Genomic DNA, 21535 nt, shown 5'->3' on the forward strand with positions numbered 1-21535 from the left:
CAGCGTGCCGGCCGAGGGGCCGGGGAGGAGGACGACATGGCCAAGCCCGACCTTCGGCCGCTGCGTGAGGCGGTCGCCCGCTCGACGAGCCTGCGCGAGGCCTCCGGCCACGCGGCGGCCTGGTCGGTGGCGCACCTCGCCGCGGACCACGCCGGCATCGCGGTGCACCCCCCGGGGCGTCGACCGGTCCGGCTCGCGGCGACCAGTCGGGCGCTGCGGGTGCTCGACGAGGTCGTGGAGCGCCACGGCTGCGGCTTCGGCCACGAGCCGCTGCCCGAGGGGCTGGCCGCGGTCCTCGACGACACCCGGCTGGACCTCGAGTGCCCACCGTGGACCCGGGCCGCGCAGCGGCAGCAGGTCCGGTCGGCCTGGTCGGTGGGCCTCCCCCCGATCCGCGGGGTGCCCGCGACCCTGCTCCTCCTCTCCGCGGACGCCGGCACGTACGCGGGGCGGGGCGCCCCGTCGAGCGCGACGGTGCAGGCGATCGGCTACCTGCTGCTCCGCGCGAGCGCCGACCACCGCGTCCGTCCCGCGCGTGCGGTCACGCACCTCCCCGGCGTGCGGACCTGACCTCGGCCGGATCCGACCGGCTCGGCGCGGGTACCCGCGCGGCACGACGACGAGCGGAGGTCACGTGAGACCGAGGTGGGACGACGGGCCGGCGGAGCTGGTGCTGGTGCGGCACGGGGAGAGTGTCGGCAACCGGGCCGACGCGGCAGCGCACGAGGCGGGGTCGGAGGTGCTCGACCTGTCGGTGCGGGACGCCGACGTCGAGCTGTCCGGGACCGGGCGCGCCCAGGCGGCAGCCCTGCGGACGTGGCTGGCCGACCAGGACGGCGCCGCCGTACCGACGGTGGTGGTCAGCTCGCCGTACCGCCGCGCGGCGGAGACGGCGGCCATCGCCCTGGACGGCCTCGGCCCCGCCGTCGACCACGACGAGCGGCTGCGGGAGCGGGACCTGGGGCTCTTCGACGGGCTCACCGGCCTGGGCATCCGCACCCGCCACCCCGAGGAGGCCGAGCGGCGGCGGAAGCTGGGCAAGTTCTACTACCAGCCGCCGAACGGCGAGAGCTGGGCCGACGTCGCGGTGCGGGTGCGCAGCCTGCTGACCGACCTGCGGCACGGGTACGACGGCGAGCGGGTCTGGCTGTTCAGCCACCAGGCGGTGATCATGACGTTCCGCTACGTGCTGGAGGGCATCGACGAGGCCGACCTCCTCGAGCTCGACCGGGGGACGCGGGTGCCCAACGCCTCGGTCACGCGCTACCGCCGGTCGGGCCGCTACCTGGACCTGGAGTCGTTCGCGGACACCACGGCGGTCGACCGGGTCGACGTCGAGGTGACCCACGAGCAGCCGCAGCGCGGGAGGGGCGACGATGCCCACTGAGCAGCCGGAGGTCGTGACGCCGGCGTCGCTGCGGGCGTGGCCGCTGCCCGGCCCCGAGGGGCACAAGGACGCGCGCGGCCAGGTCGTCGTGGTGGGTGGCTCGTGCCGCTCCCCGGGTGCACCGGTGCTGGCCGCCCACGCCGCGTTCCGGGTGGGGGCGGGGCGGGTGGCCGTCGCGACGGTGGACCCGGTCGCACCGGCGCTGGGGGCCGCGGTCCCGGAGGCGGCGGTGGTGTGGCTCGAGGCCAACGACGCGGGCAACATCGCCGTCGGCGCCGCCGACCGGGTGGCCGAGGAGACCGGATCGGGAGACGTCCTCCTCGCGGGCTCGGGGATGGTGGACCCCTCCGACGCATCCGCGCTGCTGGCCCGTGCGCTCCCGCTCGTCGAGGCGACCGTCGTGCTGGACGCGCTGGGGTCGGCGTTCCTCACCGATCATCCCGGGGGTCTCCACCACCTCGGTGGCCGCGCGGTGCTGTCGGTCAACCCCGACGAGCTGGCCCACGTCGCCGGGGTCGACGCCGAGGACGTGGACGCCGACCCGGCGGCCGTCGCCGCGGACGTCGCGCGGCGCAGCCGGTGCGTGGTGCTGTGCGGCGGCACCTCCAAGCACCTGGTCGCGCCCGACGGGCGGTCGTGGGTCGTCCGAGGTGGCGGCCCGGGCCTCGGCGTGTCGGGGTCCGGGGACGTCCAGGCCGGCCTCGTCGCCGGCCTGCTGGCGCGCGGGGCCGAGCCCGCGCAGGCGGCCGTGTGGGCGGCGTACGTCCACGGACGGTGCGGCGAGCGGCTCGCCGCCTCGGTGGGTCGGCTCGGCTACCTCGCGCGCGAGCTGCCCGACCAGGCCCCGGCCGTGCTCGCCGAGCTGGCCTGAGGGTCCGGGCGGCGCGGTGTCCTCGCAGTCGGCGGAGAGCTCGCCCACGGCGGGCGCGCCGCCGACCACGTGGGCGCCGCTGCGGATCGCGCTCTTCCGGTGGCTGTGGATCGGCGCGCTGGTCAGCAATGTCGGCACCTGGATGCAGACCGTCGGCGCCCAGTGGCTGCTCGTCCACGAGCCGAACGCCGCCACGCTGGTCTCCCTCGTCCAGACCGCGCAGGCCCTGCCGGTGCTGCTGCTGGCGCTGCCGGCCGGCGTGCTGGCCGACTCCTTCGACCGGCGCCGCCTGCTCATCGGGGTGCAGGGGTTCCAGGCGTCGGTCGCGCTGCTGCTGACCGTCCTCACCGCGATCGACCGGATGACGCCGGGCCTGCTGCTGGCCCTGACGTTCGCGCTGGGGGCCGGCTCGGCGATCCAGGCCCCGGCGTACCAGGCGCTGGTCCCGGACCTGGTGCCGCGCGCGCTGGTCCCGGGGGCGTCGGTGCTGGGGTCGATCAACGTCAACCTGGCCCGGGCGATCGGCCCGGCCGTCGCGGGGGTGGTGGTCGCCCGGGCCGGGGTGCCGGTCGTGTTCGCCCTGAACGTGGCGACGTTCCTCGTCTTCGCCGCGGTCCTGGTGACCTGGCGCCGCCCGGCGGAGGCCCGGGGCGACGAGCCGTTCCTGCCGGCGCTGCTCGCCGGCGGCCGCTTCGTCCGGCACTCGCCGGTCGTGCGGCGCATCCTGCTGCGCTGCGTGATGTTCATCGTCCCCGCGAACGTGCTGTGGGCGCTGCTGGCGCTGGTCGCGCGGGACCGCCTCGAGCTCGGCGCGGGCGGCTACGGCGTGATGCTCGCCGCTCTCGGCGTGGGCTCGATCGGCGGGGCCTTCGTGCTCGGGCGGGTGCGGAGCCGGTGGAGCGCCAACCGGGTCGTCGCCGCGTCGATGGTGCTGTACGCCGCCGCCCTGCTGGCGCTGGTCACCACGCCGTGGGCGTGGGTCGGGGTGCTGGCGCTGCTGCCGGCGGGGGTGGCCTGGATCGGCGTGCTCTCCACGCTCAACGCCACCCTGCAGACCTTCCTGCCCGTCTGGGTCCGCGCCCGCGGCCTGGCGGTCTACCAGCTCGTCCTCTTCGGGTCGATGGCCGGCGCGGCGGCGGCCTGGGGTGCGGTGGCGGACCGGGTCGGCCTGGGCCCGGCGTACGTCGCCGCGGCCGTGCTGCTGGCCGCCGGGGCGGGGGCCGGGGTGCTGCTGCCGCTGCGCGAGACCGCCGGGCTGGACACGCTGCCGGCGAGGTTCTGGCCCGAGCCCCGGGTCGAGCTGGACGTGGCGAGGTACCCCGGAGAGGTGCTCGTGACCAACGTCTACACGCTCCGCGAGCAGGACCGGGCCGAGTTCCTCGCCCTCGCACCGGCGCTGCGCCGGATGCGCCGGCGGACCGGCGCCACGTCCTGGTCGATGTACGTCGACGCCGCCGACCCCGGGCGGCACGTGGAGCAGTACACGGTCGCCTCCTGGGACGAGCACCTGCGCCAGCACGAGGGCCGGCTGACCGGCGCCGACCGCGAGCTCGACCTGCGCGCGCGGTCGTTGAGCCGGACGCCCACCGAGGTCGCCCACCTGTTCTCCGCACGGCTGCCCGAGCACTGAGCCGGTCCGGCCGGGGCCGTCGGGGTTGTCGGGGCCGGGTGACAGGGTGTGCCCGTGGACCGGATCCGTCTCTCGCGCCTGCCGGGGGAGCGGGTGCTCGTCGTCGGGGACGGCCCTCCCGGCGAGCGCGAGCGGGTGCTCGACGCGGCCGACCTGGCGGCGTACGTCGCCGAGCGCGAGGCCGCGGCCGGGCCCCGGTGGGTGTGGGACGACACCGCGCGGTGGTACCCGCCGCTGCTCGCCGCCGGGGTGCGGGTGGAGCGGTGCCACGACCTGCGCCTGGCCCGCCGGGTGCTGCGCCGCGCGCCGGCGGTGGACGTGCGCCTGCTGGCCGGGGACGAGGCCGAGCACTGGGACCGGCTCGCGCCGAGCGCCCCGTCGGACCCGGCGCTGTTCGCGGTCGAGGACACCGCCGAGCACCTCCGCGCCGACCTCGAGGACGCCCGCCAGCTCGCCGCGGTCACCGCCTCGCCGGAACCCGCGCGGCTCGGGCTGCTGCTCGCGGCGGAGTCCGCGGGCGCGCTCGTCGCGGCGGAGATGACGTGGGCCGGGGTGCCCTGGCGCACCGACGTCCACGAGCGGCTGCTCGTCGAGCTCCTCGGGCCGCGGCCACCGCGCGGGGCCCGGCCGCAGCGGCTCGAGGCGCTGGCGGGCGAGGTGCGCGCCGCGTTCGACGCCCCCGGCCTCAACCCGGACTCGCGCCCCGAGCTGCTCGCCGCGCTGCGCCGCGCCGGGCTGGAGGTCACCGACACCCGGGCAGGGACGCTGCGCCGGGTCGACCACCCGGGCGTCGAACCGTTGCTGCGCTACAAGCGGCTGGCCCACCTGTTCTCCACCAACGGCTGGTCCTGGATCGACCAGTGGGTCCGGGACCGACGCTTCCGCCCGTCGTACCAGCCGGCGGGCTCGGCGACCGGCCGGTGGTCCTCCAACGGCGGCGGCGCGCTGTCGTTCCCGGTCCAGGTGCGGTCCGCCGCCGTCGCCGACGAGGGCTGGGTCCTCGTCGTCGCCGACGTGGCGCAGCTCGAGCCTCGCGTGCTGGCCGGGATGAGCGGCGACCGCGCCCTGGCCCGCTCGGCGCGCGGAGCCGACCTCTACCAGGGGATGGTCGACGACGGGGCGGTCGCGAGCCGCAACGACGCCAAGCTCGGCCTGCTCGGGGCGATGTACGGCGCGACGAGCGGGGAGAGCGGACGGATGGTCGCCGAGCTGACCCGGCGCTACCCGGCAGCCTTCGGCCTGGTCGAGGCGGCCGCACGCGCGGGGGAGCGCGGCGAGGTGGTCCGCACGCTGCTGGGACGGGGCTCGCCGGGCCTCGGCGACGCCTGGGACCGGGACCCGGACGACCCGCCGCTCGACCCGGACGGCGAGGCGCGCCGGCGGCGGGCGCACGGGCGGTTCACCCGGAACTTCGTCGTCCAGGGCACCGGCGCGGAGTGGGCGCTGTGCTGGATCGCCGACCTGCGCAACCGGCTCTGGCGGCTGGCCGGCACCGGGCCGGTGACCTCGCGCCCGCACCTGGTCCTCTTCCTGCACGACGAGGTCGTCGTCCACGCCCCGGCCGGTCTCGCCGCGGCCGTCGTCGCGGAGGTGACCGAGGCGGCCGCCGCGGCCGGGCGCCTGCTCTTCCCCGGCGCGGCACTGGACTTCCCGCTCAGCGTCTCGGTGGTCCGGTCCTACGCGGACGCCGGGAAGGGCGGCGCGTCCGCCGAGGACGGAGCGGCCGGCGAGGACGAGTCCTGACCGGTGACCGGGTCGGACCGCCAGTGGCACCTCCGGCTGCTCCTGCAGCGCGACGCCGGCTTCGAGCCGACCGCGTGCCCCCGGGATGACCGACCCCGCCGCTCGCCGCCGTCCTGCCTTGCGGGACCATATCCCGCGCAACGACCGATGCCACCCGACGCCGCAGCTGGCCCGGGTGGCGCACCACGAACCCGTGCCGCCGCACAGATGGGTGACGCCGTGGCTGTGCACCACGTCCTGACCGTGCCGAGCGAGGTTCCCGCGCACCTCGCCGACGCCGTGCTGACCGCCGTCGAGCAGGCCCTGCTCCGGGCGGGCGCCACCAGGATCTGGATCGACCCGACCGTCGTCCCGGACGCCGTGGTCATGGCCGAGCTCCCCGAGCCCCCGGTGGCGGCTCCGGACGCCCCTGCGTCGTACGACGAGCCGGACCAACAGGGCGGGTGACCGGGCCGCGCGAGGCCGCGTGAGACCTCGGCGGGGCCCCGGCGCGTCTTCTCGGTGTACTGGCCCCGGCAGGGAGGAGACACCGTGCGTGTGCGCGGCCGGGACGACACGGAGTTCACCGAGTTCGTGGTCCTGCACTCCGACCGGCTCTACCGGAGCGCCTACCTGCTGACCACCTCGCCCCACGCCGCCGAGGACCTGCTGCAGACCACGCTCGCCAAGGCTTTCGCCGGCTGGCGGCGGCTGCGCACCGCCGACGACCCGGTGGCCTACTGCCACCGCATCCTGCTCAACACGTTCCTCTCCGACCGGCGGCTGCGTCGCAGCGGTGAGCTGCCGGTCGGGGAGCTGCCCGGACGGGACGCTGCCGGCACTGCCACGCCGTCCGCCGACGTCGCCGACCGGGTCACGCTGATGGCCGCCCTGGCCGAGCTCGCCCCGCTCGACCGGGCCGTGGTGGTGCTGCGCTTCTGGCACGACGCCAGCGTCGCCACCACGGCCGCCCACCTCCACCTCACCGAGTCGGCGGTGAAGAACCGCACCGGCCGGGCCCTGCGCCGGCTGCGCGACCTGCTCGCCGACGACATCGACCTCCCGAGGAGCACCTCATGAACGACCCCATGGACGACCGCACGGACGGGACCGAGTCCTTCGACGCACGCGACCGCCACCTCGGCGAGCGGATGGAGCGCGCCGTCAGCGGCCTGCGCGCCCCCGACGTCGCCCACCTCGCGATGGTGCGCGGGCGGCGGCAGCGCACCCGTCGGCGCCTCACCTGTGCCGCTGGTGGCCTCGCCGCGGCCACCACGCTCGTGCTCACCGTCCCGACCGCCGCCACGGACTGGACGGGCCGGGACCAGGACCCCTCCGCACCCTCGGTGGCGACCGACCCGGCCGCCACCGCACCGGCTCCGGGCGCAGGCGCGTCCGGCGCGCCGTGCGGTGCGGCTGCGACCGGGTGGTGGAGCAGGTCCTCGACCCAGGTCGAGGCGGACCTCTCCGCGCTCCTGCCCGGGGCCGTCCGCATCGGCGGGACGGACGACCGCGGGGCCGGCACGTGGGGCGGCGACCTCCTCGCCGGTGGCGACGCGGACTTCGCCAGCCTCACCCTGCTGCCCCCTCCGGGCGTGCCGGGCGGGCGGACGTCCCTGGAGGAGCTGGCGGAGGGAGGGCCCTGCGCCGGGGGCAGCAACGCGCCGATGCAGGCGGTCGAGCCCTGCGACCAGCTCAGCGGCCTCGTCTCCTGCCAGGAGATCCGGTCCGAGGACGGCGCGCTCGTCGGTGTCATCACCGAGGGCCTCGAGCAGACGGTCGTGGACGTGAAGGACCGCGCCACCGACCGGAGCTACGTCCTCGCCACGGTCGCCGTGCCCGACGGCGGGCACGTCGAGCTGTACGTCGCCGAGGGCACCCGCGCGGACCGGCCGGACACGGTGCACGACCCCGCCGACGAGCCCGCGCTCACCGTGGACCAGGTCCGCGACGTCGTCACCGACCCCGTGTGGACCGCGCCCGCCTCCGGCTGACCCGGGTCAGACGACACGCGGCAGGTGCGCGGCCCCATGGGCGGCCGTGCTCCGGCCGGCCGCCTCGCGGGCGAGCACGCTGGCGGCGTACGCGTCCCGCCGCCGGGCGGCGACGCCGTCGGCGGGCCCGGCCGCGGTGGTGACGCGCTCCGGGGTGAGGACCGGGTGCAGCGCGTGGCAGATGAGGGACAGGGCCTGCGCCCGCATCTGCGAGATCCGGGACTCGGTGACGCTCAGCTCGCGCGCCAGGTCGGCCATCGGCCGCTCCTCGAGGAAGTAGCCCTCGACCACCCGGCGCAGGCGGGCGGGGAGCTCGGCGATCGCCGCCTCGAGGTAGCGCAGCCGCTCGCCGGTCTCGGCGCTGGCCTCCGGCGACGGGCTGGTGGCGGGCACCTGGTCGACCAGGGGCGCCACCTGGCCCGCCTCCAGGGAGGCGACCTGCGAGCGGGCGACGTCGCCCTCGTGGCGGGCGAGGTCCTGCACCCCGATGCCGAGCGCCTCGGCGACCTGCGCCGGCTCCGGCAGCCGACCCAGCTGGACGGCCAGCCGCTCCCGGGCGGTCTCGACCTCCCGGCTGCGCTGCCGCACCGAGCGGGGCGCCCAGTCCAGCGAGCGGAGCTCGTCCAGGATGCCTCCGCGGACCCGGGCGGTGGCGTAGGCGCCGAACGGCACCCCGGCCGTGGGGTCGAACCCCCGGGAGGCGCGCACGAGCGCCTCGAGCCCGGCGGACCGGAGGTCGTCGCGGTTGACGAAGGACGGGACCCGCCCCATCGTCGCGTTCACCAGGTGGGTCACCAGGGGCAGGTGGCACCGGACCAGGTCCTCGGCGGGTGCGTCCCCGTCGCGTCCGTCGTGCCCTGCCTCGTGATGGCTCGTCAACGTTCTTGCCTCCTCCGCGTGGTGCGGCCACAGAACGTCCCCCCGAAGTGACGTCCAACTTTCAACATCTCCACGGAGTAGGACTCCCGGACCGGCGATTTCATGCCCCGGCGGCCCGCCCGTCTAGACGACCGGTCGCCGACCGTTCAGGTGGGTCGCGGGTGCGACCGATGTCCGGCTCCCAGCCCGGCGGCACACCGTCGTGCCCGGCGCGTCGACACAGGAGTGGACACCATCGTGCGGAGCATTCGATCCATCCGCTGGACCGTGGGACGGCGACTGGCCGTGGTGACGGCGCTCGCCCTCGTGGCGATCTCGGTCGTGGCCGCGGTCGCCTGGACCGCCGCGACAACCGTCGACACGGACGGTGACGGGGTCCGCGCCTCGGCCGAGGCGGAGGCCGGCTACCTCCGCCTGGACGGCCTCGTCAGCGAGCTGTGGGCGGCGCACCTGGCCGGCACCTCCGCGGGCACCGCGTCCGTGGCCGCCGAGGCGGAGTCCACGGTCCGCGAGCTGGCGGCCGCCGCCGGCACCGACGCCGAGCGGCGCCGGGTCGACGGTGTGCAGCAGGCGGTGACGACGTACGCCGCGGAGGTCGCGGCGGCGGGGGAGGGGCGGCGCACCGCGGCCGCGGACGGGCGCGTCGAGGCCGCCGCCGAGCAGGCGCACGACGTGCTCGGGGACGCCGTCGACGCGAGCGCCGCGGACAGCGCCGAGGCGGGCGACCACCTGCTCGACGCCACCGCGTCGATGAAGACCGGCGTCGCGGTCGCCTCGCTGGTCGGCATGGCGTTGCTGGCGCTCGCGGCACGGGCGATCACCCGCAGCCTGGTGCGGCCGCTGCGCGCGGCCATCGACGCGCTCGAGCAGTTCGCGGAGGGCGACCTGCGTCCGCGGCTCCCGGAGACCGCGACCGGCTGCACCGGCGACCTGCAGGTCGCCTTCAACCGATCGGCGGAGAACATGAGCAGCATCATCGCGACGCTGTCGGCCTCGGCCGACGCCGTCGCGGCCTCCTCGGAGGAGCTGTCGGCGTCGAGCCAGCAGATCGCGGCCGGGGCCGAGGAGACGAGCGTGCAGGCCGGCGTGGTCTCGGCGGCCGCCGAGGAGGTGTCCCGCAACGTCGCCACCGTCGCGGCGGGAGCCGAGCAGATGGGGGCCTCCATCCGGGAGATCGCCCACTCCGCCGACCAGGCCGCCACCGTCGCCTCGCAGGCCGTCGCCTCGGTCGAGTCGACGACCGAGACGGTCGCGAAGCTCGGCGCGTCGAGCCGGGGGATCGGCGACGTCGTCAAGGTGATCACCTCGATCGCCGAGCAGACCAACCTCCTCGCCCTCAACGCCACCATCGAGGCGGCCAGGGCCGGCGAGGCCGGCAAGGGGTTCGCCGTCGTGGCCAACGAGGTCAAGGAGCTCGCCCAGGAGACCTCCCGCGCCACCGAGGACATCTCCCGCCGGGTCGAGGCGATCCAGGCCGACACCGGCAGCGCGGTGACCGCCATCGGCGAGATCGCGACGATCATCACCGCGATCAACGACCACCAGCTCACCATCGCCTCGGCGGTCGAGGAGCAGACCGCCACCACCAACGAGATGTCCCGCAACGTCGCCGAGGCCTCCGGCGGCTCCGGCGAGATCGCCACCAACATCTCCGGCGTGGCCGTCGCGGCCGGGACCACCACCGAGGCCGTCAACCAGACCCTGGCCGCGGTCTCCGAGCTCGCGGCGATGGCAGCGGACCTCAACAGCGAGGTCGCGCGCTTCCGGATGGCCTGACCAGGCGGCGGTCAGCCCGCCCGCGGGCTCGGCCGACGACGAGGTGGCCGCCGCGCCGACCAAGCACGACGGCCCCGCAGGGGGAGTCCTCAGGACTCCGCCGCGGGGCCGTCGCGTGGTGCAGGTCAGGCGGCTCGCGCCGCCGTTCCTCAGATGTCGTAGGTCTGACCGTCCGCGCGTTTGTGCAGGTCAGAAGCGCGCCGGGACAAAATCTGACCAGAATCTGACACGCCACGCCACGCCGCTCGCGTCGTGACTTCAGCGCCGCTCCATGGCGTCTGTAGCGGACCCCGGGCTCGCAGGCGGTGTCAATGACGGAAACGCCCTCCGGGACCCGGGTGCGCACGGCAACATGCGGAGAGCCGTCGATTTGGCGACGAGGGGAGTTGTAGATGGCCAGGGCAGTGCACGGCGATCTGGTCCGGTTCCTGCGGGGCGAGAGCCGTCAGGTCTGGGCGTTGCACCGGGAGACCGGCAACCCGTTCTACCTGCCGGAGGGACGAGCCGAGGCGATGCGCGACTTCACGAAGGCGTCGCTCAAGTGTCCCCACCCGAACTGCTCGGTTCCTATCTCCACCCGCGGCTCACCGCGGGTGCGGGACCACTTCTGGCACACCCGCGGCACGCCTCACGAGACCGGCAGAGAGAGCGAGGACCACCTCGCCGGAAAGGCGATGCTCGTTCAGTGGGCGGCGACCCGGATCCCCGACGGGGCGGTTGTGGTCCCGGAGCAGTCGGTTAAGGACCCGCTGACCCGGGCGCTGAGGCGACCTGACGTGCTGGTCACTGGCCAGACGGGACGTCGTGTCGCCTACGAGGTCGAGTACAAGAATTGGCCGGTGGAGGCGTGGCGGCGCAAACAGAACGACCTCGACGGTCAGGGCATCGTCTGTGCCTGGCTGATTGGCCACACCCGGCTATCGCAACCTTCCGGCTGGCCCGAGCCCGCCGTACGCGTTCCCGCCCTGGCCGCCGAAATCGCACGCGCCGCGCACCAGGTTCTCGTGGTCAACCCGGCCACCCGCGAGATCGGAACGCTTGCTACCGACAGCACCTTCCTGCGCCACTACCGCGGCGAGGAGGCGGTTGCGTGGATGGCGATTGACTCGATTGACGACTGCGACTTCAGCCCCAGCCGCGGCATGATTACTCCGACCATGCGCCGGATTGCGGCCGCGGAAGCCGAGCGCGCCGAACGGGACCGCACCGCCCGCGAGAAAGCCGCACGCAGGGACACGGCGCGGGTCGCCGAAGAGGAACGTCTACGCGCGCGGTACGAAGCCCTCGTATGGGCATGGGAACAGTCGGACCTGCACGCCACCTTCATCGACCGCTGGGGCGAGGTGCCGCACGAGTTCGAGGCCGATACCGGCTGGAGTTGGGGCATCCACGCCGCACTCCCGCACTGGCACGCCGTCATCTACGAAGAACTCCTCGGCGGACGTAACGACGACTTCATCTGGCGCGACGTCTTCCAGGCCCTCGACAGGCACATGATCCCACGTAGCACCACGCGTCAACATGTCTACGGAGCCATCAGCCGCTGGATGGAGCACCTGCGCCACCTCGGTCTTCTGAAGTCCGACCGCAGCCTGCGTACCCGGGTCCGTGCCTTTACGCCGACCGGGCGAACGCTCGATGAGGCGCGCGCTGCAAGACAGGAAGCACGTGCGCGGCTGGACGCAAGAGTGCTTGATCAGACGGCCGCACCCCATCGCGGGGTCCCGTTCGTGAGCGAGTCGAGACACGTCGAACGACGCACCCGTCCGGTCATCCTTGAGGACGGTCGTCGACGGTGGATCCCGGTGAACGCGCCCGATCCGCCGGGGTCTCGCAGGCCCTCGCCAAGGGACCGCTAGTCCTTCGCTCGTCATTCCCCTAAGCACGTCCGCGAGCGCGACACACTCTGTGCGCGGTTGTGGGTTGGCACGAACCCGGCTGGTCAGCCGCCCCGGCGGGCGGCTTTAATGTTGGTATTTCGCGTGTCAACTGTGCCCTGTCGGTGTGCTCATGGCTGTGACTAACCGCGTAGTCGACTTGGCTGTGATGACGGCCCCAGCGCCCGACCGCGGGTCACCGGGACAGGTCGGCCCCTCGACCGGCGGACGATGCCTGCGGCGGTTCAAGAGTTCGTACTGGGGCGATGGGCGTCGAGCCAGGAGCCGACGCCGACGGGTCAGGCCGCGTCGCTTCGGTTGTCCTTCTCGTCGAGTTGAGGGGCGAGGGTGTTGCCTAGCGCGGCGTCCAGCGCAGCCGTGCTTCGGGCATGGGAGTCGGGCATGAGGTGCGTATATGTATCGAGGGTGTAGGCCGTCGAGTGATGGCCCAGGTACTCGCTGAGTGCCTTAATCGACTCGCCAGCATCGAGGAGGACGGATGCGTAGTAGTGACGCAGGGCGTGCGTTCCGTTTCGGCGGGTGCTCTCGATGCCTAACTGCGCGAGCGCTGGCTTCCACGTGTTGCGGTTAAAGGTGTTCTTGTTGAGTGCATTTCTCTCCCGCGTGGTCAACAGGAGGGGCACGCTCACAATGGCCCCGTCGGAAGTCGCGCTTCGAGACCTGGGGTCGCTCCACGGCAGGGATACGTCCACAGGGGGGAAGTTGCCGAGGTACTGGTCCAGGTAGTTGAGCAGGCCCTGAGGGACCGGCACCTCTCGTTCTCTTCCGCCCTTCGGGGGGCCAAAGTGGAGTCCGTCGTCGAGCAGGAGAACCTGTCGGCGAATGACTGCGACGCGTCGTTCACGGTCGACGTCGAGCGGTGAGAAGCCGAATGCTTCTGCCTGGCGTAGCCCGAGTCCCGAGCCGAGCATCACCGTGACTGCGTAGCGTTCCGAAAGGGCATCGTGCATCGCGCGAACCCGGGGAGCGTCCCAGGGGACGATCTTCCTTCTGCGCGGCCGGGGTTTGGCAGACCGCACGCTGTGGAGCGTGAAAGGGTCCTCTGAGATGCGACGGTTGTCCTTCGCGAAGGCGAAGACGGCGCGAACATCCGTGTAGATGCCAAGACGCGTGGTCTCAGACAGGTGGGTGATGCTCTGAAGCAGTGTGATGATGTCCTCGGCCTTAATCTGCCTCATCTGCTTGTCGCCAATGACTGGGCCCGCGTGATTGACGAGGTGATCATTCTTCCGCTTTCGGCTGTTTGCGGCGAGCGACCGGCCCGCAAGCCACGTCTCTGCGTATTCGCGAAAGAGGACCTTGCCCGCTGCTGCGTCGGCGAAGGTCCCCTGATCCTTCTGCATCTCGACCGTGCGTGCGAACTTGGCTGCCTCGGCTTGCCGGGGGAATCGCTTGCTACGGCCCTTGTTCTCTGCGTTTCGGTAACAGACCTCCCAGCGGACTGGTCCGTGGCCTTGCTCCTGGTCGGCTCGTCCGTTCGGCACTGTCTTAGCGAAGGTCTTGGCTTCGGTCGCAGTACCGAACGTTTTCGTCACTTCGCGGTCGCCGTCGTTGTAGGTCACGAAGTGGGCGCCGGTCTTCACTTTCTTGATGCTCGCCACCTCAGGCCACCTTATTCGCGGCAACGAAGGCCAGCAGGTCGTGACGGTGGAACCGAAGATGCTTTCCGAACTTGTGGGCGGTTGGTCCGTCGCCTGTGCTGCGCCAGGCGTAGAGCGTGTCCTTAGTGACCTGAAGGAAGTCGATGACTTCCTGAGTGGTGAGCATGGGCTCAAGGGCGTTGTCGCGCCGAGTGACGTCCGCGGCGCAGTTCGCGCACGCCTCCTGCACGGCGGGCTGATTGGTGTTGTCCGTCATGGTCTTCCCTTCTGTGGTGGTGACGGGCTTGCCCTCCGGTCATCGGCGTGTTCGCGGACGAAGTGGTAAATCGACCATTCTCAGTGAGCGTTTGGGCCCTTCCAGCACCGGTCGGTGCTTGCGTCTTTGCAGGTCAGGGACGGATCCGAAGCGATCAGCGCGGTCGACGTCCTACTACAGGGCGTACGCACGTATGGACGCGTCGGGAGGACGTGTCAGGGACGTGTCGGGCCGCCGCGGGTACAAAGTGGCGTCCTTAGTGAATGGGCTCGGTTAGCCCCGAGGGGGAGGGGAGACCCGTGGAAGGAGGAGGAGACCCGTCGATGGAGGGAGCCCGTGGAGGGAGGGAGGCCCGGCCTCGGCTGGCGTGGATCGAAGGGCGCGGCGGACGGTCCGCTGCGCCGTGAAGAGTTCGGCAGAGCCGCTTGTGAGCCGAGTTGATGTTCCCCGCTCCGCTGACGTGGGCGTTCGGTGCCTTCGTCGGCACTCGTCCCAGCGTCTGGAGTAGTCCTGGCTGGTCGCAGCGACCCGTGCTGCAACCAGCACCAGGGAAGCGGTCCCAGGTTAAGAGCCGTCAGGGCATCGCGACGAGACCGCACTCGCTTCTGGCGCTGCTCACGGCTGTGCTGCTCGGGTGGTCCGGCCGGAAGTGTCCGGCGGCGTGCCCGGTCCGCAGCATCGTCCGCCCCCGTCCGAGGGACGCGGGCGCTCAGAGGTTCAGCGCGACCTTCCAGTCGTTGCGCTCCATGTCGTCGGCCGAGATGGTGAGTGCGCCGCGGGTGCCCGTGCCGACCTGGACGCGATAGAAGTCGGCCGCTGGGACGTCTGAGACGGTGAAGTCGAACAGGAGCCCGCGTGCCTGCTGGGGGGACTCCAGCGGGGAAAATTTGCATGCGGTCAGGGCGCCGGTCGCGAAGGTCGTCCCGTTGCCGTCGGTGACCACCACCTGCTGGCCGACGTGGATGTCGCCGTAGCCCTCCTCCTCGAAGCCGGTGCAGTTCTCCTTGAACTCCGGGTTCCGGTTGACGGTGAGTTGGAGAGTGCCGCGGATGGTGTGCCGGGACGCGGCGTCTTCGGGGGCGCCCCTGGGCTCACTGGCGCCGTCGTCTGCCGAGGCACGGTCCGTAGGTTCGGCGGTGACGGTGACCGTGGCCGACGCGGTTGCGTTCGTCGGGTCGCCACCGCCGCGGGCGAACCATCCGCCGAGGGCTCCCACGGCGAGTGCGCCGAGCATCGCGAGCGCCGTCACCGCCGCCGTTCCACGCGCACCTGCGCTGTCCATTCGTGCCCCTCCCAGAGTCGGTCGCGCCATACCCTGGCACGCCGAAGCCACCCGGGCTCGCGGTTCGGCTAAAGGCCGCTGTCACTTGGACGGAAACGAGCCAGGAGTTCACAACAGTCAGCGCCTTGGTATGTCTGCCCCGCTAGTCAGGCAACCCGAACGAGGACGCCGTAGTCGGGATGCAGGGCTGAGTCGACGGCGTGACGATTCCAGAGTGCATGCATGACTGCGTTCGCGTTGCCGCCGGAGTTGACGTGGACGACGACGGTTCCGTCGGGTTCGGACCGAACGTCGATGAGGCACTTCCGTATGTCGTGTCCGGTACCGGCGAGGCGGTTGTTGATGGCCCTGCGGGCCTCCTGCTGGATCTGGGCGATCTTGGTCTGCAGTCCTTGAGCCGTCACGGGTCCTCCTAGAGGTGGGTGGTGGCCCTGCGCCACCTTCAGAGGGCTTCATCGGCACGTTTACGACGTGTCCGGAAGGTGGGGTACGTCGTGTCTACAGATGTGGACGCCTACGACGGGGAAGCGACGGGCGCGGCTCGGGCTTACTCGCAACCGGGTGCGGGTCTGTCCGACTTCTCGCTCGGGGGCTGGGCCGTGGACTGACGGCTGGCCGGGGGGCTGGTTGGTAGACCGGGGCGGTTCGTCCTGGTGATCTGGATGGCCTGGGCGATTCGGTCTCGTTCGGCGGCCGCGCCTGCGTCGTAGCCACGTCGGTAGAGCGCCGCCTCCACGGCTCGGTCGCCCGCTGCCTTGGATGCCAGGAAGTCGCGCAGTAGTTCGCGAAGAATCTCCGAGGCGTGCATGTCGGTCTCGACGGCGTACCGCCGGAGTGCCTTGTGTAGGTCGCGTGGGAGGTCGAGGGTGAACCTGATCGTGCCGCGTCGTGTCGTCATGAGGTTGCTCTAACGGATGCAGTAACGGCAGCGGCCGGAGGTGCGCAAGTACTTCACGGACGTAGAAGTCGGGCGCAATTGACGTCACCTTTAGTCGCCGGAGATTCTCGCGAGACACGTAAGGGGCGGAACCCTCCCGGACCTGCGAAGACGACGGATTCGCGGAGTGCGAGGGCTGTCACGCCTAGGTCAGGGTCTAGGTGAGGGGACATGCGGCGTCTCGGGGTTGTCGGTGGGCGCGGTTTGCGTCGACGTCCGCTCGCAAGGAAGGTCGTGGTCTTGGCTCACTGCATCACCCGAGCACCCCGCAAGGACGGGGAAGCACCGGTACCTCCGGTGCGTCCCGACGGCACCACCTTCGACTGGGCGATCACCGCTTCGGGCCTGCGAGCGGGAACGTCGGATCCTCAACGGGCCGCGACACGTCCAGCCCCACACGCTTTCGACTGCGGCGCCCTTTTCGACGGCAGGGATGCCTGGTCGTGCCCCATCCCACCGACCGACGTGACGGGCTGACACCTCACATCAGGAATCAGTCTTGCTCCTTGGCTGGCCAAGACCACCGACCTGAGATGTCGGCGGTCGGCCGGACCGTAGGGCCATGACAGAAACGACCGATTCTGACCGCACCTCCTGCCGGACCCTTGCGCACGCCTCAGACCCTTCCGGCGAAACCCCCCGGCATAACCCACACACCGACACGCACGTTTCTGCCGGGTCCCTCGTCGGCTACGCGAGAGTCAGTGACCGGTCCCAGCGGCTGGATCGCCAACTCGACATCCTCGCTGAGGCTGGCTGCGAGAGGGTCTTCGAAGACCATGGCGTCTCCGGCACAAGGATGTCGCGCCCGGGGCTCGACGCGTGCCTCGCCTTTCTACGCCCCGGGGACACCCTGGTCATTCAGAGTTTAGACCGACTGGGACGACGAACGGTCGGTGTGCTGCAACTAATCGACGACCTTTCCGAGCGCGGCGTAGCGCTCCGCATCCTCAACCTTGGAATCTCCACCGATTCGGCGCTCGGCGCCGTCCTCGTTTCCGTCGCGGCCGCCTTCGCACAGATGGAGAGGGACGTCCTTGTCGAGCGGACCCGCCAGGGCCTGGAGTCGTCGAGGGCAAGGGGCCGCGTCGGCGGTCGGCCACGCGTGCTCACCGAGGAGCAGGTACGGGTCGCAGCGGACTGGCGTGCGGCCGGGAAGTCATGGACGGAGATCGGCCGCCTCCTGGGTGTGAGTGAGCGCACCATCAGACGTCGTGTAGGAGGGCAGGCTGCCTAACCGCCCATGTTGGAGCGCGGCCAACCTGCCGCCGTGACCGTCGATGGCTCGTGTCCGCACGTGTGGACACGAGCCATCGTGCTGAACGGTCTGCAAGGGCCCACGGCGAAGGTCGCTGACGCCGTCCTGACGGGCATCGAGGTCACGCTCGCGGAACTGGGCGCGCGCAGGATCTGAGTGGATGTTCTCCGTCCGTCCTGACCTCGTGATCACAGCCGACCTTTCCGGGTCGCTGGCCGCAGCGTCCTCATGGTGTTCGCGAAGCGCCGCAACGCCTCTGCCAAGCGCGTCGCCGTCCGGGCCTGCTGACGACACTCGCCAGGCCGGTGTCAGCCGTGAGCCCTACCCTGAGCCGCATGTCTAGGGGCAACGCCGAGCGTCGCCGCGCAGAGAAGGCCCAACGTCGCCGCGCGGAACAACTGACCGCCGAGATACGGGCGGCGCGGGAGCGCCGCTCGGCCGACCGGACGTTGGAGGTCACCGGCTCTGAGGCACCGGACGGGCCCGACGCCTCGGTCCGTCCCACCCCGACTCCGGAACCTTCCCACCCTGAACGGGGGTTCGGAGCAGCAGCCGGAGCGGCCTCGTACGACGCGATGGTGCGCCGCTGCAACGCCGAGTTCCGGCGCTGGCGTACGCCCGACTTCGTTCCCGCGAAGGTCATGACTGATGCCGAGTGGGCCGAGGTCGAGCCGTTGCTCGGTCACCTGAACCGAGTCGGTCCGGTGGCGACGTGGGAGGCCCGCGTCGACAGCACACGGTCGCCCGTTTTGTACGCCATGACGACCGGTCAGCGGCGCAACTTGGGATCACTCCTCGCGCGGCCGACCATGAAGTTCGACGTCCTGGTCGAGGTCTTCTCCGACGGAGCCGTCAGGTGCACGGGCTGGCCGCACAAGAAGCGCAAGACGGCCCGCAACATCGCCGTGACCGAACGACTACGTGTCGCCAACATCGGCGGAGTGTCACTGGATCACGAACTGATCATCCTCCAGCAGGGCTTCCCCACCTTCAGGATCAAGGCGCCCGAAGGCAGCCCGGCGGCAGCCACCATCGACGCCCTGAATCTCGATGCTGCGGTGCATGCGGGACCACGGTTGTACCCACCGGCCTCGCCGCAGCCGCAAGCAATCATGGCCTACCAGCCCCCTGAGCCGACGAGCGAGTACACCCGTCGCGCTATGGGGCTACCGCGATTGAAGCCGCTGCCGCCGAGGATGGACCGCCCGCGCCCGGAGCCGCGGATGGTGCGCGATGCAGCCGAAGCCGAAGCCCTGGCCGCCGAGTGGGTGCGCTGGCTCGGCTGGATTGACGCCGCTATGACACCGCCGGGCGCCGACGGGGGTGTCGACGTCTCCGGACGCGCTGATGACGGCGTTGTGGCGCAGGTCAAGTTCGAGGCGGTCAAGACCGGGCGGCCGGTCCTGCAAGCCCTCTACGGAGCCGGACATGGGCTCGGCGCGAAGCACTGGGTGTTCTTCTCCTCGGCGGGCTACACCACTCAGGCAGTCGCCTGGGCCGACCAGGTCGGCATGCTGCTGTTTCGGTTCACCCTCGATGGCAGCATTGAGCCGGTCAACTTCGCTGCCCGGAGTCGCTTCGGGCCGACGTAATCGGAGCCCGGCGCCGCTCCGGGCCAACCTAGCCCCGAGCCCGCCCAGGTGCCGAGGCGCGACGAGACTTCAACGCCGAGGTCGTGACGCGCGCAATGCAACGCCTGGCCGATCCGAATCCCAACGCGTGCGTCGGCTACGGCGCACTTCGGGCGAGTGACCGGATCTACTCGCGCAGCGCACTCCGGGCGGAGTACGGCGATACGTACAGCAGAGGCTGGCCCCGCGCGGGGGAAGACTCGGTCAAACGGGACAACGCGCCGGGCCGGTCAGGCGCGACCGTCTACAAGGACGACGGGTCGCCATCCGACCACCGGCCTCTTAGCCGCACTGATTGCCCGCTACGACATCTCCGCCCCCATGCCCGAGCGTCGCTTTCGAGGCGCTGCTTGAAGAAGCATCGGCCCCCGGTAGTCAGCCGGGGGCCGTTCGCATTCCGGGAGGGAAACGGAGACCTCAACCGGAAAGCGCTGCTCGTCCTTCTAATCGGCAGGGACAAGGGTGTTCTGCAGCCACCTTAGAAGAACCTCCGCACAGCCGTACACCTGCCCGTCCGGCCCGCCGATAGAGCCACCAGCACCAACCCTCCGGCTAGTCACCGGAGTTCCGCCGAAACGAAACGAGAACCCCCGATGTCTGCGTTGCCGTCCGAACCGACCGCTCCCGACGCCCTCCACCTCACCGTCGTCTCCGACCTGACGTTCGCCGACGTCGCAGGCTCCGAGCCATCCGCGATCAAGAAGGCCGTCGAAGCCGAATCGGTCTGGCTGACCAAAGCCGCTGCCGGTGGACACGGTCTGCGGTCCGAGGACCTGCTGCGCTACACGGTCGGGGTCGACCGGGCCGACAACACCACCGGGATGGTCACCTGGCGCACCCGGCTCATAGACGCTCGATGCGGGATCAGCACGGTCAAGACGTCGCGCTCGACCACCGCCCTGCTCAACAAATACATCTCGGCCGGGCTGCTCGCTTCCGATGCCGTGACGGCACTTCCCGGCCAGGCGCTGCGCGTTCGCATCGACCGGGCCGCGGCCAAAGACTCCCTCCGGATCCCACTCGGCATCCTTTGGGAGTACCGGTGGGCCGAGGGCATCACGCCGACCGGCCCCCGCTACGGCACAGACACCCGCCTCGTCCTCGTCTGGCTTGCCGCCTGGCTCCTCACCGCCGAGTACGACAAGAGCACCTACCGGTACACCTCCACCGAGACCTTCCTGGGCCTCCCCGTCCCGGCCAGGTGGATCGCCAAGAAGGCTGGAATTAGCCTTGCCACCTACCGCCGAGCCTGGGACACCGTCCGCCGGGTCTGCGCCGACGCGCCGTGGATCACGTGGTGCCGCGACACTCGCCCCGACGACGCTCACGACGCCTACCGCATCAGCATCGATTGGAGCCTCGCGCCGGTCCTCAAGACGGTCCCCAGCGCCGCCACCCCCACTTCAAATGAGCAAGGGGGTCCCCCCTCAAGTGAGCAAGGGGGTCCCCCCTCAAGTGAGCGAGGGGTTTCCCCGTCAAAGGATCAAGGGGTTCCCCCTCAAGTGAGCGCTCTCTCCTCTACCAGTGCTTGTGGGTCCACTGCTTTCCCCCCAGTCCCTGCCGCCGACACCACCAAAGACGTCGCCGCCGCCGCGACATCCACAAGCGGGGGGAAGGCGGAGAAGTTCAAGCCGCCAGTTGCAGACGCCGACCTCGCTGCCGCTCTCACCGGCCGACGACCCGCAGCCGCAGCCGCCCCGACAGCCACCAACGCGGCAGTCGAGTACCGACCCTGGCTCCTCGCGCTCATCGCCGCCATCACAAACCCGACCCGACGCAACCACATGGTCATGACCAGTGCCGACGTTGAGTCCCTCCACGACGCCCTCAGCGCCCCCTACAACGTCGGATGGCACACCGACGCGCTCGCAACCCAGATGACCGTCATGAGCGCCCCACAGCACGTCGTAGGCGCTCTCAAGGGCCGGATCGCGACAGCACTCACCCAACCCGTCAACTCGCTCCCGACGCCCGGCTACCAGACCGCCGCCGAGAAGAAGAGGGAGGAAGAAGAGCGCGCGTACCAGGAGGCCGCGTCGTCGCGGTCGCCGGATAAGTACTACCGCAGGACGATGTGACGCCATCGGGCCGTAGAACGCCCCTGCGGCGCTTCAGCGGCACGCTGCCGGAGCGCGTCGTTTCCGTCTCCGCTGATCCTCGCCCCGCCTCACTCGGCGCGCTGGTAGATGTCGATGATGTAGCACTCCGTCAAGGATTCGAGGAGATCCTCGTCCGTGAGCGGGTCGATCCACCACAAGACCTCGGGTTCGCCTTCCGGTGCGGGCCGGTCGAGGTAGCCGGTGCTGACGAGCACTAGCTGTTCTGTCCACACAGGTTGGGCACGAGGTCGGCTGGTGACTTGCCGCCGAGTGCGGTGTGACCGCGGTGGTGATTGTAGGTGTGGAGCCAGTCG

20 protein-coding genes are annotated in these 21535 nt (G+C 71.5%); 14 read left to right on the top strand and 6 right to left on the bottom strand.

Translation table 11 applies throughout. The features are described from left to right. Positions 1 to 36: 36 nt before the first annotated feature. The 8 genes from AB0N29_RS19505 to AB0N29_RS19540 all read left to right on the top strand — a co-directional run bounded on the left by AB0N29_RS19505 (position 37) and on the right by AB0N29_RS19540 (position 7604). Complete coding sequence (locus AB0N29_RS19505; protein ID WP_364869476.1) at positions 37 to 570, top strand: hypothetical protein; 534 nt, start codon at positions 37 to 39, stop codon at positions 568 to 570. A gap of 64 nt (positions 571 to 634) precedes the next feature. Next, a complete protein-coding gene (locus tag AB0N29_RS19510) occupies positions 635 to 1387 on the top strand; it encodes a histidine phosphatase family protein (protein WP_364869479.1) in 753 nt (250 codons plus the stop codon). Then, complete coding sequence (locus AB0N29_RS19515; protein ID WP_364869482.1) at positions 1377 to 2258, top strand: NAD(P)H-hydrate dehydratase; 882 nt, start codon at positions 1377 to 1379, stop codon at positions 2256 to 2258. Before AB0N29_RS19510 ends, AB0N29_RS19515 begins: the two co-directional genes overlap by 11 nt. A gap of 16 nt (positions 2259 to 2274) precedes the next feature. Then, positions 2275 to 3888 carry an MFS transporter gene (locus AB0N29_RS19520; protein WP_364869485.1) on the top strand — a complete coding sequence of 538 codons (1614 nt, stop codon included), beginning with the start codon at positions 2275 to 2277 and terminating at the stop codon, positions 3886 to 3888. A gap of 54 nt (positions 3889 to 3942) precedes the next feature. Continuing rightward, a complete protein-coding gene (locus tag AB0N29_RS19525) occupies positions 3943 to 5631 on the top strand; it encodes a bifunctional 3'-5' exonuclease/DNA polymerase (protein ID WP_364869488.1) in 1689 nt (562 codons plus the stop codon). A 219-nt stretch (positions 5632 to 5850) separates the two neighbouring features. Continuing rightward, on the top strand, positions 5851 to 6078 hold the full coding sequence (locus AB0N29_RS19530) for a hypothetical protein (RefSeq protein ID WP_364869491.1): 228 nt from the start codon (positions 5851 to 5853) through the stop codon (positions 6076 to 6078). Between the two features lie 84 nt (positions 6079 to 6162). Further along, positions 6163 to 6690, top strand: a complete 528-nt coding sequence (locus tag AB0N29_RS19535) for a SigE family RNA polymerase sigma factor (RefSeq protein ID WP_302267014.1) — start codon at positions 6163 to 6165, stop codon at positions 6688 to 6690. After that, positions 6687 to 7604, top strand: a complete 918-nt coding sequence (locus AB0N29_RS19540) for a hypothetical protein (RefSeq protein ID WP_364869495.1) — start codon at positions 6687 to 6689, stop codon at positions 7602 to 7604. Before AB0N29_RS19535 ends, AB0N29_RS19540 begins: the two co-directional genes overlap by 4 nt. 6 nt (positions 7605 to 7610) lie before the next feature. On the opposite strand, the gene AB0N29_RS19545 is transcribed toward AB0N29_RS19540, so the two are convergent. After that, positions 7611 to 8483: a sigma-70 family RNA polymerase sigma factor gene (locus tag AB0N29_RS19545; protein WP_302267012.1), complete on the bottom strand. Its 873-nt coding sequence runs from the start codon at positions 8481 to 8483 to the stop codon at positions 7611 to 7613. A 267-nt stretch (positions 8484 to 8750) separates the two neighbouring features. Here AB0N29_RS19545 and AB0N29_RS19550 point away from each other — a divergent pair, with 267 nt between their 5' ends. Continuing rightward, the gene (locus tag AB0N29_RS19550) at positions 8751 to 10259 is read left to right on the top strand and encodes a methyl-accepting chemotaxis protein (protein ID WP_364869498.1); all 1509 of its coding nucleotides are present in this window, start codon (positions 8751 to 8753) and stop codon (positions 10257 to 10259) included. A 392-nt stretch (positions 10260 to 10651) separates the two neighbouring features. Continuing rightward, positions 10652 to 12118, top strand: coding sequence for a hypothetical protein (locus tag AB0N29_RS19555; RefSeq protein ID WP_364869502.1), 1467 nt, complete (start codon positions 10652 to 10654; stop codon positions 12116 to 12118). 317 nt (positions 12119 to 12435) lie between these two features. Here the strand turns inward: AB0N29_RS19555 and AB0N29_RS19560 are convergent, their stop codons facing one another. From AB0N29_RS19560 to AB0N29_RS19575, 4 genes are all read right to left on the bottom strand, one after another. Beyond that, positions 12436 to 13758, bottom strand: coding sequence for a site-specific integrase (locus tag AB0N29_RS19560; RefSeq protein WP_364869505.1), 1323 nt, complete (start codon positions 13756 to 13758; stop codon positions 12436 to 12438). A gap of 1 nt (position 13759) precedes the next feature. Beyond that, a complete protein-coding gene (locus AB0N29_RS19565; RefSeq protein ID WP_364869508.1) occupies positions 13760 to 14014 on the bottom strand; it encodes a helix-turn-helix domain-containing protein in 255 nt (84 codons plus the stop codon). Positions 14015 to 14723: 709 nt separating this feature from the next. Continuing rightward, on the bottom strand, positions 14724 to 15263 hold the full coding sequence (locus AB0N29_RS19570; RefSeq protein ID WP_364869511.1) for a hypothetical protein: 540 nt from the start codon (positions 15261 to 15263) through the stop codon (positions 14724 to 14726). 179 nt (positions 15264 to 15442) lie between these two features. Continuing rightward, positions 15443 to 15700, bottom strand: a complete 258-nt coding sequence (locus AB0N29_RS19575; protein ID WP_364869514.1) for a hypothetical protein — start codon at positions 15698 to 15700, stop codon at positions 15443 to 15445. Between the two features lie 1095 nt (positions 15701 to 16795). On the opposite strand from AB0N29_RS19575, the gene AB0N29_RS19580 reads away from it, so the two are divergent. The 4 genes from AB0N29_RS19580 (at position 16796) to AB0N29_RS19595 (ending at position 21200) form a co-directional block, all read left to right on the top strand. Continuing rightward, positions 16796 to 17470 (top strand): recombinase family protein, encoded by a 675-nt coding sequence (locus AB0N29_RS19580; RefSeq protein WP_364869517.1) that lies wholly within the window; start codon positions 16796 to 16798, stop codon positions 17468 to 17470. A 33-nt stretch (positions 17471 to 17503) separates the two neighbouring features. Then, entirely contained in the window at positions 17504 to 17647 is a 144-nt protein-coding gene (locus AB0N29_RS19585; RefSeq protein WP_364869520.1) for a hypothetical protein, read from the top strand. Positions 17648 to 17826: 179 nt separating this feature from the next. Further along, positions 17827 to 19083: a restriction endonuclease gene (locus AB0N29_RS19590; RefSeq protein WP_364869523.1), complete on the top strand. Its 1257-nt coding sequence runs from the start codon at positions 17827 to 17829 to the stop codon at positions 19081 to 19083. A gap of 632 nt (positions 19084 to 19715) precedes the next feature. Next, positions 19716 to 21200: a hypothetical protein gene (locus AB0N29_RS19595; protein ID WP_364869526.1), complete on the top strand. Its 1485-nt coding sequence runs from the start codon at positions 19716 to 19718 to the stop codon at positions 21198 to 21200. Positions 21201 to 21289: 89 nt separating this feature from the next. Here AB0N29_RS19595 and AB0N29_RS19600 read toward each other — a convergent pair whose 3' ends face one another. Next, positions 21290 to 21436 carry a hypothetical protein gene (locus AB0N29_RS19600; RefSeq protein ID WP_364869529.1) on the bottom strand — a complete coding sequence of 49 codons (147 nt, stop codon included), beginning with the start codon at positions 21434 to 21436 and terminating at the stop codon, positions 21290 to 21292. Between the last annotated feature and the right edge of the window lie 99 nt (positions 21437 to 21535).

The sequence above is a fragment of the Nocardioides sp. NPDC092400 genome, from assembly GCF_040684155.1.
Taxonomy (GTDB): Bacteria; Actinomycetota; Actinomycetes; order Propionibacteriales; family Nocardioidaceae; genus Nocardioides.

Coding starts and splice junctions, on each gene's coding strand:
- AB0N29_RS19580 (WP_364869517.1), top strand. CDS start 16,796: ATGACAGAAACGACCGATTCTGACCGCACCTCCTGCCGGACCCTTGCG.
- AB0N29_RS19515 (WP_364869482.1), top strand. CDS start 1,377: ATGCCCACTGAGCAGCCGGAGGTCGTGACGCCGGCGTCGCTGCGGGCG.
- AB0N29_RS19565 (WP_364869508.1), bottom strand. CDS start 14,014: ATGACGGACAACACCAATCAGCCCGCCGTGCAGGAGGCGTGCGCGAAC.
- AB0N29_RS19540 (WP_364869495.1), top strand. CDS start 6,687: ATGAACGACCCCATGGACGACCGCACGGACGGGACCGAGTCCTTCGAC.
- AB0N29_RS19595 (WP_364869526.1), top strand. CDS start 19,716: ATGTCTGCGTTGCCGTCCGAACCGACCGCTCCCGACGCCCTCCACCTC.
- AB0N29_RS19555 (WP_364869502.1), top strand. CDS start 10,652: ATGGCCAGGGCAGTGCACGGCGATCTGGTCCGGTTCCTGCGGGGCGAG.
- AB0N29_RS19505 (WP_364869476.1), top strand. CDS start 37: ATGGCCAAGCCCGACCTTCGGCCGCTGCGTGAGGCGGTCGCCCGCTCG.
- AB0N29_RS19590 (WP_364869523.1), top strand. CDS start 17,827: ATGTCTAGGGGCAACGCCGAGCGTCGCCGCGCAGAGAAGGCCCAACGT.